General features: G+C 68.0%; 17 protein-coding genes and 1 tRNA gene. 14 read left to right on the top strand and 4 right to left on the bottom strand.

All coding sequences use genetic code 11. The annotated features are described in order from the left end of the window. The first annotated feature begins 38 nt into the window (after positions 1-38). From OG555_RS00985 to OG555_RS00955, 7 genes are all read left to right on the top strand, one after another. Positions 39-368, top strand: a complete 330-nt coding sequence (locus OG555_RS00985; protein ID WP_329480240.1) for a YciI family protein — start codon at positions 39-41, stop codon at positions 366-368. Then, positions 365-1,552, top strand: coding sequence for an RNA polymerase sigma factor (locus OG555_RS00980; RefSeq protein WP_329480238.1), 1,188 nt, complete (start codon positions 365-367; stop codon positions 1,550-1,552). The genes OG555_RS00985 and OG555_RS00980 overlap by 4 nt, the downstream gene beginning before the upstream one ends. An 18-nt stretch (positions 1,553-1,570) precedes the next feature. After that, positions 1,571-2,200 (top strand): maleylpyruvate isomerase family mycothiol-dependent enzyme, encoded by a 630-nt coding sequence (locus OG555_RS00975; protein ID WP_329480236.1) that lies wholly within the window; start codon positions 1,571-1,573, stop codon positions 2,198-2,200. Beyond that, entirely contained in the window at positions 2,197-2,580 is a 384-nt protein-coding gene (locus tag OG555_RS00970; RefSeq protein ID WP_329480234.1) for a VOC family protein, read from the top strand. Before OG555_RS00975 ends, OG555_RS00970 begins: the two co-directional genes overlap by 4 nt. Positions 2,581-2,969: 389 nt before the next feature. Next, positions 2,970-5,576, top strand: a complete 2,607-nt coding sequence (locus OG555_RS00965; protein ID WP_329480232.1) for an ATP-binding protein — start codon at positions 2,970-2,972, stop codon at positions 5,574-5,576. Positions 5,577-5,678: 102 nt separating this feature from the next. After that, the gene (locus OG555_RS00960; protein ID WP_329480230.1) at positions 5,679-5,930 is read left to right on the top strand and encodes a DUF4242 domain-containing protein; all 252 of its coding nucleotides are present in this window, start codon (positions 5,679-5,681) and stop codon (positions 5,928-5,930) included. 2 nt (positions 5,931-5,932) lie between these two features. Then, on the top strand, positions 5,933-6,772 hold the full coding sequence (locus tag OG555_RS00955) for an alpha/beta fold hydrolase (RefSeq protein WP_329480228.1): 840 nt from the start codon (positions 5,933-5,935) through the stop codon (positions 6,770-6,772). Here the strand turns inward: OG555_RS00955 and OG555_RS00950 are convergent. Continuing rightward, positions 6,721-7,734: an aldo/keto reductase gene (locus OG555_RS00950; protein WP_329480226.1), complete on the bottom strand. Its 1,014-nt coding sequence runs from the start codon at positions 7,732-7,734 to the stop codon at positions 6,721-6,723. The two genes, OG555_RS00955 and OG555_RS00950, sit on opposite strands and share 52 nt — an antisense overlap. 63 nt (positions 7,735-7,797) lie before the next feature. Here OG555_RS00950 and OG555_RS00945 point away from each other — a divergent pair, with 63 nt between their 5' ends. Together OG555_RS00945 and OG555_RS00940 are read left to right on the top strand one after the other, a co-directional pair. After that, on the top strand, positions 7,798-8,718 hold the full coding sequence (locus tag OG555_RS00945; RefSeq protein ID WP_329480224.1) for an AraC family transcriptional regulator: 921 nt from the start codon (positions 7,798-7,800) through the stop codon (positions 8,716-8,718). Positions 8,719-9,115: 397 nt separating this feature from the next. Next, positions 9,116-9,514 (top strand): SHOCT domain-containing protein, encoded by a 399-nt coding sequence (locus OG555_RS00940; protein ID WP_329480222.1) that lies wholly within the window; start codon positions 9,116-9,118, stop codon positions 9,512-9,514. Between the two features lie 143 nt (positions 9,515-9,657). Here the strand turns inward: OG555_RS00940 and OG555_RS00935 are convergent, their stop codons facing one another. Next, complete coding sequence (locus OG555_RS00935; RefSeq protein ID WP_329480220.1) at positions 9,658-13,212, bottom strand: PQQ-dependent sugar dehydrogenase; 3,555 nt, start codon at positions 13,210-13,212, stop codon at positions 9,658-9,660. A gap of 156 nt (positions 13,213-13,368) precedes the next feature. Beyond that, positions 13,369-13,770, bottom strand: a complete 402-nt coding sequence (locus OG555_RS00930; protein ID WP_329480219.1) for an SHOCT domain-containing protein — start codon at positions 13,768-13,770, stop codon at positions 13,369-13,371. A gap of 369 nt (positions 13,771-14,139) precedes the next feature. Between OG555_RS00930 and OG555_RS00925 the strand changes: the two genes are divergently transcribed. Then, the gene (locus tag OG555_RS00925; RefSeq protein WP_329480217.1) at positions 14,140-14,658 is read left to right on the top strand and encodes a DUF1269 domain-containing protein; all 519 of its coding nucleotides are present in this window, start codon (positions 14,140-14,142) and stop codon (positions 14,656-14,658) included. Between the two features lie 16 nt (positions 14,659-14,674). Here OG555_RS00925 and OG555_RS00920 read toward each other — a convergent pair. Then, positions 14,675-14,746: transfer RNA gene (locus OG555_RS00920), tRNA-Arg, on the bottom strand. A 168-nt stretch (positions 14,747-14,914) separates the two neighbouring features. Between OG555_RS00920 and OG555_RS00915 the strand changes: the two genes are divergently transcribed. The 4 genes from OG555_RS00915 to OG555_RS00900 are packed head-to-tail and all read left to right on the top strand — an operon-like array spanning position 14,915 to position 16,385. After that, on the top strand, positions 14,915-15,100 hold the full coding sequence (locus OG555_RS00915) for a PspC domain-containing protein (protein ID WP_329480215.1): 186 nt from the start codon (positions 14,915-14,917) through the stop codon (positions 15,098-15,100). A gap of 44 nt (positions 15,101-15,144) precedes the next feature. Next, the gene (locus OG555_RS00910) at positions 15,145-15,675 is read left to right on the top strand and encodes a hypothetical protein (protein WP_329480213.1); all 531 of its coding nucleotides are present in this window, start codon (positions 15,145-15,147) and stop codon (positions 15,673-15,675) included. A gap of 57 nt (positions 15,676-15,732) precedes the next feature. Beyond that, a complete protein-coding gene (locus OG555_RS00905) occupies positions 15,733-15,972 on the top strand; it encodes a FitA-like ribbon-helix-helix domain-containing protein (protein ID WP_329480211.1) in 240 nt (79 codons plus the stop codon). Next, the gene (locus OG555_RS00900) at positions 15,972-16,385 is read left to right on the top strand and encodes a type II toxin-antitoxin system VapC family toxin (protein ID WP_329480209.1); all 414 of its coding nucleotides are present in this window, start codon (positions 15,972-15,974) and stop codon (positions 16,383-16,385) included. Before OG555_RS00905 ends, OG555_RS00900 begins: the two co-directional genes overlap by 1 nt. Positions 16,386-16,434: the final 49 nt, after the last annotated feature.

Genomic DNA, 16,434 nt, shown 5'->3' with positions numbered 1-16,434 from the left:
CGTTCGTCGGTGGGTGAGACCGGCACTGGAGGAGGACCGTGAAGTACCTGCTGATGATCTGTGGTGACGAGTCGCACGCGAACGACGGCTGCGGCGGCTGGTCGGAGGAGATGGAGCGCCGCGGCGTGGTCGAGGGCGGGGCCGGACTGCGGCCGCCGACCGAGGCGACGACGGTCCGGGTGCGCGACGACGAACTGCTGCTCACCGACGGGCCGTTCGCCGAGACCAAGGAGCAGATCGGCGGTTTCGTGCTGATCAACTGCGCCGACCTGGACGAGGCGATCGAGATCGCCGCCAAGCACCCGGCGGCCGGCTACGGCACGATCGAGATCCGTCCGGTGTTCGAGCCGCCTCCGGGAGTCGTGTGACGTTCGAGGAGGTCTACCGGCAGGAGTGGGGCCAGGTGGTCGCCACCCTGATCCGCGTGACCGGGAACTGGGAGCTGGCCGAGGAGTGCGCCCAGGAGGCGTTCGCCGCGGCCCTGGAGCGGTGGCCGCGGGACGGCGTACCGGACAAACCCGGTGCCTGGCTGACCACCACCGCACGCAACCGTGCGATCGACTGGCTGCGCCGTGAGGCCGTCGGCGCCGCCAAGCTCCAGGAGGTGGCCGCGATGACGTATGAGCCGGACCCGCAGTACGACGTACCGGACGACCGGCTGCGCCTCATGTTCACCTGCTGCCACCCGGCGCTGGCGATGGAGGCCCGGGTGGCGCTCACGCTGCGGACGCTGGCCGGACTGAGTACGGCGGAGATCGCACGGGCGTTCCTGGTCCCGGAGACGACCATGTCGAAGCGGCTGACCAGAGCCAAGCAGAAGATCCAGCACGCCGGAATCCCGTACCGCGTCCCGCCGGCACACCTCCTGCCAGAGCGGACGCCCGCCGTACTGGCTGTGCTCTATCTGCTGTTCAACGAGGGCTATTCAGATGTCGTGCGCACCAGTCTGAGCGGTGAGGCGATCAGACTGGCCAGACTGCTCGTGCAGCTCATGCCGGACGAACCTGAGGCCGCCGGACTGCTCGCACTCATGCTGCTGCACGACGCGCGACGTGACACCCGCCTGACCGCGGACGGCGTACTCGTGACCCTGGAGGACCAGGACCGCACTCGCTGGGACCACGCCGTGATCACCGAGGCCGAGAGCTTGCTGGACAGCACTCTCCGGCGGGGCGCACCGGGGCCTTATCAAGTGCAGGCAGCCATAGCGGCTTGTCACGCGACAGCTCGTACGGCGGAGGACACGGACTGGCCGCAGATCGCCGGACTGTACGGACGGCTCAAGCAGACTCCGGTGATCGCGCTCAACCGCGCGGTCGCGATCGGCATGGCGGACGGACCGGCCGTCGGACTGCGACTGGTGGACGACCTGGCTGCCGGGCCGCTCGCCGGCTACCACCTGCTGCCCGCGACCCGCGCCGACTTCCTCCGCCGTCTCGGCCGCTTCCCGGAGGCGGCCACGGCGTACCAGGAGGCCCTCGGTCTGGCCGCGACCGACGCGGAACGCCGGTATCTGCAGAACAGGTTGCGGCAGGTGTCTGTCGGCGCCTGATCCGTTCGTCGGTGGGGTATGACGGATATCAGAGTGGCCGTGGCGGGGGAGCGGGCCGATCTCGCCGACGTGCTGGCCGGATTGGCGGACGACGACTGGGACAAGGCGACGCTGTGCGCGGGCTGGCGGGTCCGCGAGCTCGTTGCTCACATCACCATGCCCTATCGGCTGTCCACACCACGCTTCTTGGTGGGGTTGGCCAAAGCTCGAGGCAACTTCGATCGGTTCGCCGATCGCCAGGCTCGCCGCGACGGTCGTGAGCTCTCGGCCGCCGAGCTGCTGGATTGTCTGCGGCAGAACATCGACCACCCCTGGAAGCCGCCGGGTGGCGGCTACCAGGGTGCGTTGTCGCACGACGTGATCCACGGCCTCGACGTGACTGTTGCCCTCGGCATCGACAGGCAGGTGCCCCTGGACCGGATGCGCCTCATCCTCGACGATATGAACCCACGGCAGCTCAAGTACTTCGGCGTGGACGTCACCGGCATCCGGCTCCAAGCCACCGACCTGGATTGGACCTACGGCACCGGCGAACCACTCACCGGCACCGCCCAGGACCTCCTCCTGGTCCTCTGCGGCCGCACCCTCCCGCCCAACCACCTGTCCGGCCCTGCCGCCGACCGCTTCACCGCTGGAGTGACCCGATGATCATCAGCCTCCCGATCGAGGACCGTCCGCGCTCGTACGCCTTCTACCAGGAGGCTTTCGGCTTCAAGCCAGTCGGTGAGCTTGCGGAGGACGGCATACCCGAGCCCTTGCAGTTCGCCCTGACCGACGACGTGCGGCTCATGCTGATCCCGACGGGCGGGTTCGGCTGGGTGCTGGGCGACCAGCCGGCCGCACCGGCCGGCACCAGCGAGTGCATTCTCAGCGTCCACGCCGATAGCGAGTCCGCCGTCGACGCCCTCGCCGCCAAGGCGGTGGCCGCCGGTGCCGAGCTGGTCACTGCGCCGATCCGCAAGCCCTGGGCCTACATCGCCACCTTCACCGACCCCGACGGCCACCTCTGGATGGTTGAAACCGCCTAGACCGGTCGGCCCCGCGGATCGGCCGCCTGCAGGCCGCCCACAGCCGAGCGCCGGAATCGTCTTGCCCGCAGTGCGTGAATCCGTCGACTGAGCCAGGACTGCCGACCGGACCGCGCCGCGCGGACAAGACGATGGTGCTCCGCTTGGCGGAGCAGATCATCCTGCCGGGCTTCGGCCATCGCCTTGCCGAGGTAGGGATGCATGTTGAGTTCCTCCGTAACCGAGAGGAGCGACGACCGCTCCTCCGACGAGCGTCAAGCAGACGGAGGGACTCTCGAATCGGCGTCGAGCGCCCATCTCGGCGACCGATCCACCTACCTTCCGTGCCGTGCTACCCATTCCGGTGGCGGGTGTTTACGGTGAGCCTGAACCGGTCCCACACTGGGCTCATGGGTTTGCTCGAGCGCGACAGCGCTCTCGAGGCATTGACGCAGTACGCAGCACAAGCCCGTGCCGGCGAGGGGCGGGTAGTTCTCATCTCGGGCGAGGCCGGCGCCGGTAAGTCCGCCTTGCTGGAACAGCTGCAACGAGAGCTCGTCGATGTCTGCTGGGTCGGCGGCACGTGTGACGGCCTGTTCACGCCCCGGCCACTCGGCCCGTTGTTCGAGATCGCCGAGCAGTTGGGGGGTGAACTGCTCGACGCGTGCCGCAGCGATACGGGGCGCGACGAGCTGTTCAGCGTGCTGCTACGCCGCCTGTCGGCCCCAGGTCCGCCGGTCGTCGTCTCGATCGAGGATCTGCACTGGGCCGACGAATCAACGCTTGACCTCGTCCGGTTCCTCGGCCGTCGGATCCGTACGACGCCGTCGCTGCTCCTCGTCACCTTCCGTGATGATGCGCTCGGGTCGGACGAGGCGCTGCGCATCGCCCTGGGTGGACTCGCCGGCGAACGAGCGATGCGTCGGGTGACTGTTCCCGCGCTGTCGGCGGACGCGGTCGCGGTCCTTGCCGCCGGTAGCGGACTTGCGGCCGACGACGTGTACCGGCTCAGTGGCGGGAACGCGTTCTTCGTCCATGAGATCGTGAGGTCCGCGAGCGAGCTGCCCGCTTCCGCGCGCGACGCCGTACTCGCTCGCGTCGCGCGGCTGAGCGATTCGGCGCGAGCTGTGCTCGACATCGCGGCCGTCGCCGGCCTCCACGTCGATCTGGGCCTGCTCGAGTCGTTGGGCACGGCGGTTCGCGATCTCGACGAGCTCGTCGAGGCCGGCGCGCTGGTCAGCGACTCGGAATCGCTGCGGTTCCGCCACGAGATCAACCGGCGTGCTGTGGCGAGCGAGATACCCGTGCATCGCAAGGCTGCGATCCACGCCCAGCTCCTCGCGGCGTTGCAGCGCTCGGGCGGTACCGACGAGGCGGTGCTGGCCTGTCACGCCGACGGTGCCGGAGACCAGGCCGCGGTCCTGCGCTATGCACCGGCCGCCGGGCGGCGGGCAGCCGACCTCGGCGCACACCGCGAGGCCGTCGAGCATTTCGAGTCCGCAGTGCGCTTCGCCGGCCAGGTCACGCCGCGAACGGCTGCCGACCTGTATTCCCGGCTCGCGGCCGAGGCGTCGGTGATCGAACGCTGGCAGCTGGCTCTCGACGCCGGCCAGCGAGCGCTGGAGCTCTGGACCGAGGTGGCCGATCCGCTCCGTTTGAGCGACGCGATGCGTTCGTTGTCCGCGACGATGTGGCGCCTCTGCCGGGGTCGGGAGTCGATGGAGCTTGCCGTCGCGGCCGTCGACGTCGTCCGCGACGGCGGCGCGACCCCGGAGCTGGCCCGCGCCTACGCACAGCTGGCGCAGCTGCGGAGTCACCACGGCGAGGTCGAGGCTGCGTCGTTGCTACTGCGCCGCGCGGGCGACCTGGGCGACGCGCTGGACCTCCCGGATGTCCGTAGCGACGTGGCGAACACCCGAGCCATCGTCGCGTGGACTTCCGGTGAAGAGTGGATGCCCCTGCTGCGCCGCGCGCTGGACATCGCCCTGGACACAGGAGCTCACGAGCAGACGGCGCGTGCCTACGCGAACCTGTGTACTGCGCTGTGCGACTTCGGCCGGCTCGCGGAAGCCGAGGCGTATTACGTGCGGGGTGCGGCCATGTGCGACGAGACCGGCATGACCCGGTTCGGGATCTGTCTGCGCGCCACCTGGGGCGAGATTCTGCTGGGTGTGGGCCGGTGGGACGAGGCGGTCGACGTGTGCCGGCAGGTTCTCGCCAGCGGCGCTTCGCGGTTCAACCGGCTCTCCGCCGCGACCGTGATCGGCCGGGTCCATGCCCGGCGAGGCGACGGTGATCCGTGGCCCTACCTGGACGAAGCGGTGACCAGCGCCGACGCGACGGAGCGCCCGGACCTCATCGCGCTGACCCGATCCGCACGGGCGGAGGCGCACTGGCTGGCGGGGAATCTCGACAGTGCGCTGCATGACGTCACCGTCGGGAGTCTCCACATCGAGCGGGCCCACGAATGGTTCCAGGGCCAGATCGCGACCTGGCAGACGCGTCTCGGTGTCGCCGTGACGCCGTCGCCGACCAGGCTCCCGGAGCCGCACGCCCGGTCGGTGAGCGGGGACTTCGATCGTGCGGCCGAACTCTGGGACGGTATCGGCAGTCCCTTCGACGCCGCGCTCGCCCTGCTCGACTCCGGTTCGGAGCCGGGGATGCGGGAGGCGTTACGCCGCTTCGACACCGTCGGCGCGGACGCGGCCGCGAGGCTGACGCGCCGGCGGATGCGCCGGCTCGGCCTGCGCGCGATCCCTTCCGGTGCGCATCCATCGACGCGCTCCGACGCGGCCGGTATGACCCGCCGTGAGCGCGAGGTGATGACGTTGGTCGCGGCCGGGCAGTCGAACGCGACCATCTCCGCGCAGTTGGTGATCTCACCGCGGACCGTCGAGCATCATGTGGCCGCGATCCTCGCCAAGCTCGGAGTCGCATCGCGAACGCTCGTCGCGGGCGAAGCTCGCCGCCGCGGCCTGCTGGAGGCCCCCGACCGGCCGGGCGCGGCAACAAACTAGGTCGCTACGCGCGGAACCTGGGTGCTCACTACGGATCACCCGAACGACCTTGCCGGCATAGGTTCGCTGCGAAATGACCAAGCGACCGAAAGAGTGTGAATCATGCCGCTGTACATGGACATCCACAACTTCACCGACGGCGTCTCGGCAGAAGACGTCGCCAAGGCGCACGCCGCCGACCTGCAGACCGAAGGCGGCTACGAGGTGCGGTATCTGCGGTACTGGGTGAACGAACGGCACGGCAAGGTGTTCTGCCTGGTCGAAGCCCCGTCGGCAGAGGCGGCGTCGACGGTGCATCGCGAAGCGCACGGTCTCGTCGCCGACGAGATCTTCCAGGTTCAGGAAGGCGTCTGACGATGGCCGGACTTGCCTTTCACCGAACCGGAACCGGACCGCCGCTCGTGCTGTTGCACGGCATCGGGTGTTCGCACCGAGTGTGGTCTCCGGTCGTCGCCGCACTCGCCGAGCACTTCGACGTCATCGCCGTTGATCTTCCTGGCTTCGGGGACTCGCCGCCGCTGGCAGCGGGGGTGGAACCGCATCCGGCCGCGCTGGCGGATGCAGTCGCCACCTTTCTCGACGGTCTGGGCATCGTTGCCCCCATTGTCGCCGGGAACTCGCTCGGTGGGTGGATCGCCCTTGAACTGGCCGACATCAGGCCGACCGCCTCTCTCGTACTGATCTCGCCTGCGGGCCTCTGGCCGGGGAGCACGCCGCTGTATAACCGGCTCAGCCTGCGGGGGACGAGGTGGCTCGCGCGGACCTGGGTCAAGCCGCTGTCGCGGTTGGTGAACCACAGGTTCGGACGTGCGCTCGTGCTGCGCCAGATCGTTGGCCGGCCGTCCCAGACCAGCCCTGACCTGGCCAACGCGATGCTGTGGGACATGGCGACGAGTCCCGGCTTCGACGCGACCCTCGACGCCACCCGCGATCGGCGCTACCTGGCCGGGCCGGGGTTGGAAGTGCCGATCACAGTTGCCTTCGGCACGCGGGATCTCCTGCTGAGGCGCCGGTCGCGCCACGTCGAGCAACTCCCACCTGGCGCTCGACTCGAGACGCTGGCCGGCTGCGGCCACGTCCCGATGAGCGACGACCCGCTCGCCGTCGCCGCCCTGATGACGGCAGCGGGCCGCCGGGCCTCTTCTCAGCGGCGCCGGAGAGAGGCGTGTTCGATCGCCGGTGGGGTGGCGTCGTAGTTGTCGGCCGGATCCAGTTCGGTGCCGGGTGCAACGATCTCGTCGATCTGGTCGAGGATGTCGCCGGACAGCTCGATCTCCGCGGCAGGCAGCAGGCTGTCGAGTTGCTCCTGCGTGCGCGGGCCGATCAGCACCGACGTCACCGCCGGGTGTGCCCGGACGAATGCCGTGGCCAACTGCGGCAACGGCAGCCCGGCTTCGTCGGCGAGCGCGGTCAGCTTCGCCACCGCGGCGGTCTTCGCCTGACCGGTCGGGGTGGAAGGGTCGTAGTGGGACGGCCGTGTCGACGCTCGGTGCGACGACGCCTGGTTCGCCCGGCCGGACAGCCAGCCGCTGTTCAGCGGACTGAACGTGAGTACGCCGAGGTCGTACCGCTGGGCCACCGGGAACACGGACGCCTCCGGCCGGCGGGTCAGGATCGAGTACATGGTCTGCTCGGTCAGGAACCGGTGCGTCCCACGGCGTTCCGCGGTCCACTGTGCCTCGACGATGGTCTCCGCCGGGAACATCGACGAACCGAATGCCCGGATCTTCCCGGCCTGCACCAGATCGGACAGAGCCGACAATGTCTCGGCGGGATCGGTGTCGTGGTCAGGGCGATGCAGTTGGTACAGATCGAGGTGGTCGGTGCCGAGCCGGCGCAGGCTGTTCTCGACCGACCGCATGATCCAGCGGCGGGAGGCGCCGCGCTGATTCGGGTCCGCACCCATCGGCAGGCCGAACTTGCTGGCCAGTACGACGTCGTCGCGCCGGCCGCGGATCGCCGTACCGACGATCTCCTCGGACTCACCGGCCGAGTAGACGTCGGCGGTGTCGATCAGGTTGATGCCGGCGTCGAGGGCGCGGTGGATGATCCGGACCGAGTCCTCGTGGTCCTGGTTGCCCATCGCGCCGAACATCATCGCGCCGAGGGCGACGTCGCTGACCGAGATGCCGGTCGCGCCGAGAATTCTGCGGTGCACGGGGTGGTGCCTTTCTCGAGTTTGCTGGTACCTCTCGATCAGAGCACCGCGGGACCCCGGATCGTGAGCACGTTGCTGGCACCGGCTTGCGCGATCCTGCCGACTTGGTTCACTGGGGGAGTGGACCTGCTCGACGAACTCCGGACGCTCATCCTTCGGCATGCGGCCGGGCAGCGTGGGCACAGCGTGCCCCTGATCGACGGGGTACAGGTCAGTCGGCGCGACGAACCCAACGGGCCGACCGCCGGAATGGCCAAGCCGTCGGTCGCGATCGTCGCATCCGGCGTCAAGCAGACCCTGCTCAACGGTGTCCCGTACGAATACCGCGCCGGGCAGTTCCTCGTCACGTCACTGGACCTTCCGGTCATCGGCCAGGCGCTGAAGGCGAGCCCGGACGAGCCGTTCGCCGTGGTCAGCCTGCGGCTCGACCCGCTGGAGATCGCGCCCCTGCTGCTCGAGACGCCGCCCCGGCCCCCGCAGTACGGCGGTCTGGTGGTGAGTGACGCGACACCGGAGTTGCTCGATCCCGTCGTACGGCTGTTGCGGATCGCTGACCGTCCGGACGACGTACGGGTGCTGGCGCCGGGGATCCGGCAGGAGATCCTGTGGCGCCTGCTGACCGGTGAGCAGGGTGGTCTGGTCCGCCAGATCGGTCTGGCCGACGGCATGCTGGCTCACATCTCGCAGGCGATCCGCTGGATCCGCCGGCACTACAGCGAACCGATTCTGGTCGCCGAGCTGGCCGACCTGGCCGGCATGAGTCAGTCGACCTTCCACCGGCACTTCCGGGCCGCGACCTCGATGACGCCGATCCAGTTCCAGAAGCAGATCCGCTTGCAAGAGGCGAGAGTGCTGCTCCGGACCCAGGCCGCCACCGCGGCCGATGTCGGCTACCAGGTCGGCTACACGAGCGCCGCCCACTTCACCCGCGCCTACCACAAGGCCTTCGGCCGAACCCCAGGCGAAGACCGAACAAAGTCCTAGCTGTTCGCATGCGTCTCATCCCCTGAGGGGTGATGCGAAGGCACGAGCACACGGAGTATCCAGTAGACGACGTGGGCGTGACGTTGACGGACAGGGGTGACGAGATGACGACGGCACGGCACAAGCCACCACCGAGATCTAGAAGCTGCTGATCTCGGGCCATCAACCGCCGGCCGGCCGGTCGAGTCATGGAGTCGGCTGTGCTGGTCGAGGCGGGTTGGCGCAGCAGCGTGTCGCGGTCGTGCCGGCGCCAGAATCAACCCGGAAAGGGTGAGGACGCCGGCCGCGAAATGCGATCGAATGAGTACGCATGCTGAGTGGGGTTGCGTACGCCGAGGATCTTCGAGGTCCGACCTGAGCGCCTCGTCAGCACCAATCCCACACTGGAGGCAGTCAGATGTTCAACGACAACGGGTCGTTCCTGCTCGCATTGTTCGAGTTCTTCATCTTCTTCGCATGGATCATGTGCGTGTTCTATGTCTTCGCGGACATCTTCCGTAGCCACGACATGGGCGGGGTAGCGAAGACTCTCTGGTGCTTGTTCGTCATCTTCGTGCCATTTCTCGGCATCTTGGTCTACCTCATCGCCCGCGGCGGCGGCATGTCGAAGCGCGCCATGGAGCAGCAGCAGGGGCTCCAGGAACAGCAGGCTGAGTATGTGCGTTCAGTCGTCGCTACGAGCGGTGGCGGCTCGAGCGCCGATCAGATCGCGTCGGCCAAACAACTCCTCGACGCGGGGACGATCACTCAGGCCGAGTTCGACCAGATGAAGGCGAAGGCTCTCGCCAGTACATGACAGCTACGCACGGCGATCTGCGCGCGGCAGACCGGTGCGGGCACACAGCGGGTCCATCGCAAGGGGCGACGGTCGACCCGACAGTAACCGCGCGGTCGCCAGGCCGGCTCGACCACTCCGGGCGGCAAGGTCGTTCGGGGTCGTTAGTTGACCGCTGTTGCCAGGTCGGTCTGGATCTCGGTGGCGGTGAGTGCGCGGTTGTAGACGCGGATGTCGTCGAGCAGTCCGCGCCAGCGTTCGCCGCCACAGCTGCTGCAGGCCGACTGGCCGAACACCAGGGCCTGTGTGTTGGGCACAGGTGCCGTGGTCTCGTTGGCCGTGCGGATCGCAGTCCCGTTCAGGTACAGGGTGTAGGTGTTGGCCGCGTCGTTGAACACGGCGGCGAGGTGCGACCACTGGTTCAGCGGAATCGTCGGAGTGGTGCTGACGTACTCGCGGCAACCGCCGTTGCTGAACCCGCTGGCGATCTTGTTTCCGGTGGTCTGCAGCCAGTAGCCGCAGCCGCCGGTCACCTCCTTGATCAGGATCGTCTCGTAGTTGCTCAGCGCTGTCGGGTTGACCCAGGCCTCCAGGGTGTAGCTGGAGTTGAGGCTGATCGACGCCGAGTGCGGCACGGTCACGTTGCCTGATGACCCGTTGAACGACAGGGCAGCGCCGTACTTGCCGGCCGTGGTCCAGGTGGCGCCGACGCCCGACAACGTGCCGTTGTTTCCGCTGCCCGACGAGTCGTGCACGCTTGTCCCGGAGCCTTCGTTGAATCCCCAGGCACCCACCAGTCCGGTCGGCAACGGCGTCGCGGTGAACGTCGCCGTGTAGCTCTGCGCAGCCGCCGGCACCGTGATGGTGTGCTGCTGCCCGCCGCCGTCGGACCAGGACGCGAATGTGTACGACGTGCCGCCCGCGATCTGGTTGCGCGCCTCGATCGTGTGGTTGTACCCGACCAGCGTGTCGTAGACGAACGGCGTCGTCTTGGCGATCCCGTCGAGATAGAGCTGCCGGCCGCTGGGCACGGTGTCGAACGTCAGGTTGACCTTCTGCGGATAGACGATGACCGACTGCGTCGAGGTCAGGCCGGTCGAGTCGCGGACGGTCAGCTGGATGCGGTAGCGCGTGTTGCCGCTGAAGTCGTGGCCCGTCGACGGGATGACGAAACTGCCACTCTTCACGCCGGTGATCGGCGTACCGGGGTGGACGTGGCCGTCGTGCAGGAAGTCGATGTTCCAGGTGAACGCACTGGCGGGGAGCGGGCCGTCATCGGGATCGATGCCGTCACCGCTGTACGTGATGACGTCGCCGGCCACGAACTGTGCGCCGTCGGTCGGCGCCAGGATGGTTGCCGTCGGGACGCTGCCCGCGCTGATGGTGATCGGTGTCGAGATAGAGCTGTTCACGCCGTCGGAGACGGTCAGCCGAGCTTGATAGGCGCCGGCCGTGACGTAGGTGTGCACCGGGTTGGCCTCGGTGGAGGTGGCACCGTCACCGAAGGTCCAGGAGTAGGTCAGCGGCTGGCCCTCGGGGTCGGACGAGCCGGCACTCGAGAACGTGACGTCCAGCGGTGCCGGGCCCGAGGCCGGAGTGGCCGTGGCGGTCACGACCGGCGCCTGGTTGGACTGGACATACTTGATCCGGCGGATCTTGCTCACGCCGAACATTCCGCTCTCGTCGGAGTAGCCGAGGTCCGCGTAGTACAGCGCACCGTCGGGTCCCTCGGCCAGGTAGACGATGTCGCCGTACGGTCCGTCCACGGAGCCGTCCGGTGGCTCGAAGTTGAAGCTGCCGGTGACGGCACCGCTCGCGTCGAGGGTGACGCCACGGATCCAGTTCTGGGCGTAGTCGGCGTAGAAGTACGCGCCTCGGTACGCCGGCGGGAACACGGTGCCGTGATAGACGAAGCCGCCGGTGACTGCCGCGTCGCGGCCCGCGTGCGGGTACCAGATCAGTGGGCTGGTGCAGGGGGCCGCACAGGGGCCCTCGGTGCTGGGCCAGCCGTAGTCGGCTCCGCGGACACCGAGCTCGACCTCCTCCTTCGACGTCGACGTGTCGTTGCCGCCGACATCGCCGATGAAGTAGCGCCCGGTCGGTGCGTCGTAGTACGCCCGGAACGGGTTGCGCAGACCGCGCGCCCAGATCGTGTCGACGTTCGGACCGGCCCCGTCGTAGAAGGGGTTGTCGGTCGGCGCTGTACCGTCGGGGTTGATCCGGTGGACCTTGCCGCGCGGGCTGGTGAGCAGCGGCGCGGCCGAGGGAACGAAGTGCTCACCGGTGGTGAAGAGCAGCTTCCCGTCGTTGGCGAAGTTCAGCGAGCCGCCGTGGTGCTCCGCATTGGCGGTCTGCGGATCCTCGTACAGCACGAACTCGCTGCCCGCGACGGTGCCGTCCAGCGCGGCGTTCGCGGTGAAGCGCGAGACGCGGTCGTGGTTGGGCGTGCCCAGTGTGTAGAACACGTAGTAGTAGTGGTTCGTTGCGAATCCGGGGTCGAGCACGAGGTCGTAGATGCCTTGCTGTACTCCGGCCGAGCCGATGTTCGTGATCTGCAGGAACAGCGTCGGGCTCGGCTGCGTGTACGGCGGGGGCAGGACCTTGATCCGGCCTTGCAACTCGGCCACCAGCATGCGGCCGTCCGGCAGGAACTCGAACGTGGTCGGCAGGTCGAAACCGGTCGCCAGGACCTCGTTCTGGAAGTAGTTGGTGTTGGTGACATTGACGTTGACCAGGGCCGTCGTCGTCGCGTTGCCGGCGGCGTCGCGGGCCCGGGCGGACAGCGTGTGGGCGCCGTTGGGCACAGTGCGACTGTCCCAGGTCAATGCGTACGGCGCTGTGGTGTCCTCGGGACCGTTGGCACTCCCGTCGACCAGGAACTGCACTGCCACGACTCCCACGTTGTCGGCGGCGTCCGCGCCGACCACGACGATGTCGTTGACGGTGGCATTGTTCGCGGGTGCGGTGATCGCGACAGTCGGGGGAGTGGTGTCGGCTGGAGTCGAGTCAGCCTTGAAGGCCACCATGTGCATGGCCCAGGCGGTGCTGTTCTGGGTTGCGGTGGCGCTGTAGGGGCCTGCGGTGGTGACCAGTCTGTCCTCGGTCCGGTTGCCGAAGTTGCTGCGCCGAGTGGTGAAGCCGGTTCCTCCGGCGGTCACGGTGCCCAGGGACGCGCCGGCTCCGAAGATCAGGTCGTTGGCGTTGGTCGTGGTCGCCGTACCGCTGTTCATCGCGCTCGCGGTGCCGACGGCTGCGGCGGAGACGTCCAGCGGGTTCGTCTTGTCGAGGCCGGAGTACTCGTGGATGTAGAGGTCGCCGAACGACGTGATCGCGGTGCCGAAGGTCGCGCGCACCGTGTTGGTGCCGGCGGCAACGTTCTTCGCGTAGAACACCTGCGAGCTCCAGGCGTTGCCGTTCCACCTCGTCACCGGCGCGGCAGCGGCGTACGCGTTGCCCAAGGTGTCGGTCACCGTGACCGCGGAACTGTTGCTCCACACCACGTAAACGACGATCAGGTTGCCGGCCACGTTGTTGTTGGTGAACTTGAGGCTGTCCAACGTGCCGGTGGTGATCTCCTTGCCCCGGCTCTGTACATGCACCGGCGTGGCCGCCTGTGCCGGCGCTGTCACCGCCACCAACCCCACGGCAGCCAGCGCACCCGTCAGCACAACAGCCGTAACCCGGCCCGACCGACGCCCCCACACATGGCGAAGCTCCATCGCCCCCACCCCCCTGCGTTCGGTGCACGCGGCCCCCCGGGTGCCCCGCTGCGAGTGTCCGCCCATTCCGACACTCACGGCAAGGCCACCCGACTGTGGAGGCCGCTTTGCTACCAACCGCAACCAGAGGGGATGTCGCGGTGATCCCGACCCGGGTCAGCCGCCCGCGAGGGCCTTGGCCTTTCCGGCCTCGAACTCCGCGTCCGTGATCACACCCTTGTCCTTGAGGTCCGCGAGACGGCTGATCTCATCGGCAGTGCTGGTCGAGGACCCGGCCACGCCCTTGATGTACTCACGGGTCGCCGCGTCCTGGGCCTGAGCCTGCTTGTAGGCGCGATCGTGCATCTTCCCGCCACGAACGATCAGATAGATGAACACACCGAAGTAGGGAAGGATCACGACGAAGATCGTCCACAACGCCTTTCCCCAGCCCGACAGGTCGGAGCTGCGGAAGATGTCGGTAAAGACGATGATCAGCAGCCAGAACCAGATGATCCACAGGAAGAACCAGAGAAGTGACAGGAACACGTCACCATTTCCGAAGTCAAGCGCGATCATCTCGCCGCCCCCTGTTCGTGAAGTGCCGCACCCGGGCACCGGCGGAGCCCGATGGGTGCGTTGTTCTCAGATCTCATGAGATTCCCTCTTTACGTGGGATGTTTACGGGACGATGGTCACAGCCGTCGGCGTCCCCGGCATCCCCTGCGGTGGGTGAGATCGAGAGGACGGAGGGGATGAATCCGCCGGCTGGGTGGCACTCAGCGTCACTGTGGGTCACGGTATGTGACCGCTGAGCCCGACGCCTCGGGCCGCGGACCAACCGTGCGGGGCGGAATCACCTAGGGGAGGGGATGACGGCGCAACGGGGCGATGTGACGGTGGCCGCAGGTGGCCGGGCGGCCACAACCTGAACAGGGGGCACCCATCATGGCAGATCGCAACTACACGCTGTTCGTCGCCGCGTACCACGACGAAGCCTCCGCACAAGCGGACTTCACGACCATCAAGGAGCTGGACGACACCGTCGTCATGGCCGCGGTGGTCCTCTCCCGTGACTCCTCGGGCCAGGTGGAGGTCAAGGAGCACGGCGGCGGCTACGTCGCCGCCGGTACCACCCTGGGCGCGGTCGGAGGGCTCGTGGTCGGATTGTTCGCCCCGCCCCTGTTGCTTGCCGGTGTGGTCGGCGCCGGGATCGGTGCCGGTGCAGGGGCCATCGCCAAGCGTCACTCGGAGAAGTCCATCGGTGTGGACGCGGAGGAGTGGCTGCCTGCCGGTTCCTCGGCGATCGCCGCGGTCGTCGACGACCTCTACCTCGACCGTGTCGACAAGGCCGTCGGCAAGGCGACCAAGAAGGTCAGCAAGGCCATCGACAAGGGCGACTACGACGCCGTCGTCAAGGCCGTCAACGAGGGCGACGAGAAGGTCATCGACGCCGCGGAGTCCTGATCCAGTAAGAAACGTGCGCCCCCGGCAGGATTCGAACCTGCGCACCCGCCTCCGGAGGGCGGTGCTCTATCCCCTGAGCTACGGGGGCTCAGGAACGTGCAGAACAGTAGCAGGAAGTCACTGGAAATCCCGAATCGGGTCGAGCGCTCCGGGAGACCCTGAGCCGACCCTGGAACCACGGTGCGGCGGGATCGACTTCCGGTGCGCCGACGTCATAGTGGTTGTAAGCCCAACAGCTGAAAGGAAATCGGTACCCATGGCTACCACTCTGGTCCGCCCGTCCAACGGTCGCTGGATCGGCGGTGTCTGCGCCGGGCTGGCCCGCCGGTTCGGCATCTCGGCGAACACGATGCGTCTGATCTTCGTCGTCAGCTGCCTGCTGCCCGGCCCGCAGTTCCTGATCTACATCGTGCTCTGGGTGCTGATGCCGTCGGAGGACTGACCCTGCGGCAGCCCGGCCGGGCGCGCATGGCAATCTGGCTCGTCATGAGAGCAGGCAGGTGGCGCCGGGCGGGCGTGACGGCGGCCGCCCTGCTCCTCATGAGCACCGTGGTGGGCGGCTGCCAGGTGGGCCCCGCACCGCCCGGTCCGGCCGAGCTCCGGACCGGGCCGCCTCCGTGGGACGCACCCCGCGACGCGGTCTCGTACATCGACAAGGCCGGTTTCGAACGACTCCCGCTCGACTTCTCGGGCCCCTCGCCGTACACCCTGACCATCGCCGTCACGGTCGACGGCACCGCGGTCCAGGTCCCGGCCGGCGTCGGCATCGACCGCCTCCGCGCCGAGCAGGCCGCCGTCCACACCCACACCACCGACGGCCTCGTGTACGTCGAGGCCAAAACCACCGCCGAGCACCCCACCGTCGCCCAGTTCTTCACCCTCTGGGGCGTCAAGTACGACGCCAACTGCCTCGCGGACGCCTGCAAGTCCCTGACAGTCGCGGTCGACGGCAAACCCGCTCCCTGGGACACACCCCTGGTTCCCAACAGCCATATCGCCGTCACGGTGCGTCACTGACTCGTGCAATCAGTGCTACGCTTTCTGCTAGCACCGAAGGCAGAGAGGGGACCGAGTGTGGCGGCAATCACCGTGCGAAGCCTGGACGACGATGTGAAGCACCGGCTGCGAGTTCGGGCGGCGAAGCACGGCCATTCGATGGAGGCCGAGGTGCGAGCAATCCTCGTCGACGCCGTGGCCGAGGAGGAGCCCAGCAACTGGGTCAGGTTCCACGAGCGGTTCGCTGCGATCGGCGGGGTCGAGCTGGATATACCGCCACGGACCGGTGGCCACCGCGAACTGGTCGAGTTCGACTGATGATCGTTCTCGACACGAACGTCCTCTCGGAGCTAATGAAGGAGTCTCCGAACGAGACCGTCTGGCAGTGGCTGCAGGGCAACCCGGACGAGGAGCTGTGCGCGACGGCAATCACGGCCGCCGAGATCCATGACGGAATCGAGCAGATGCCGGCCGGTCGCCGTCGCAGGCAGGTGCGGGAGGCTGCGGACGTCGCATTCGCCGTGGTCGAGGACGACCTGCTGTCGTTCACTGCGGAAGCCGCGATGGCCTATTCGGTGGTGGTCCGGGACCGGCGCCGAGCAGGTTTGCCGATCGGCGTCCTGGATGCGCAGATCGCGGCGATCTGTCGGGTGGAGCAGGCTGCGCTCGCGACCAGGAATACCCAGGACTTCGCCCGGACCGGCGTCGAGCTGATCAATCCGTGGGAGTGAGGCCGTACCGGGCTGTGGATGCTGAGTCAAGGGATCGGGTGGCGGGCCA

Origin of the sequence: Kribbella sp. NBC_01484, assembly GCF_036227145.1 — a bacterium.
GTDB lineage: Bacteria > Actinomycetota > Actinomycetes > Propionibacteriales > Kribbellaceae > Kribbella.
Note: the sequence above shows the minus strand (reverse complement) of the source record. Positions and strands in the feature narration are given on the sequence as shown.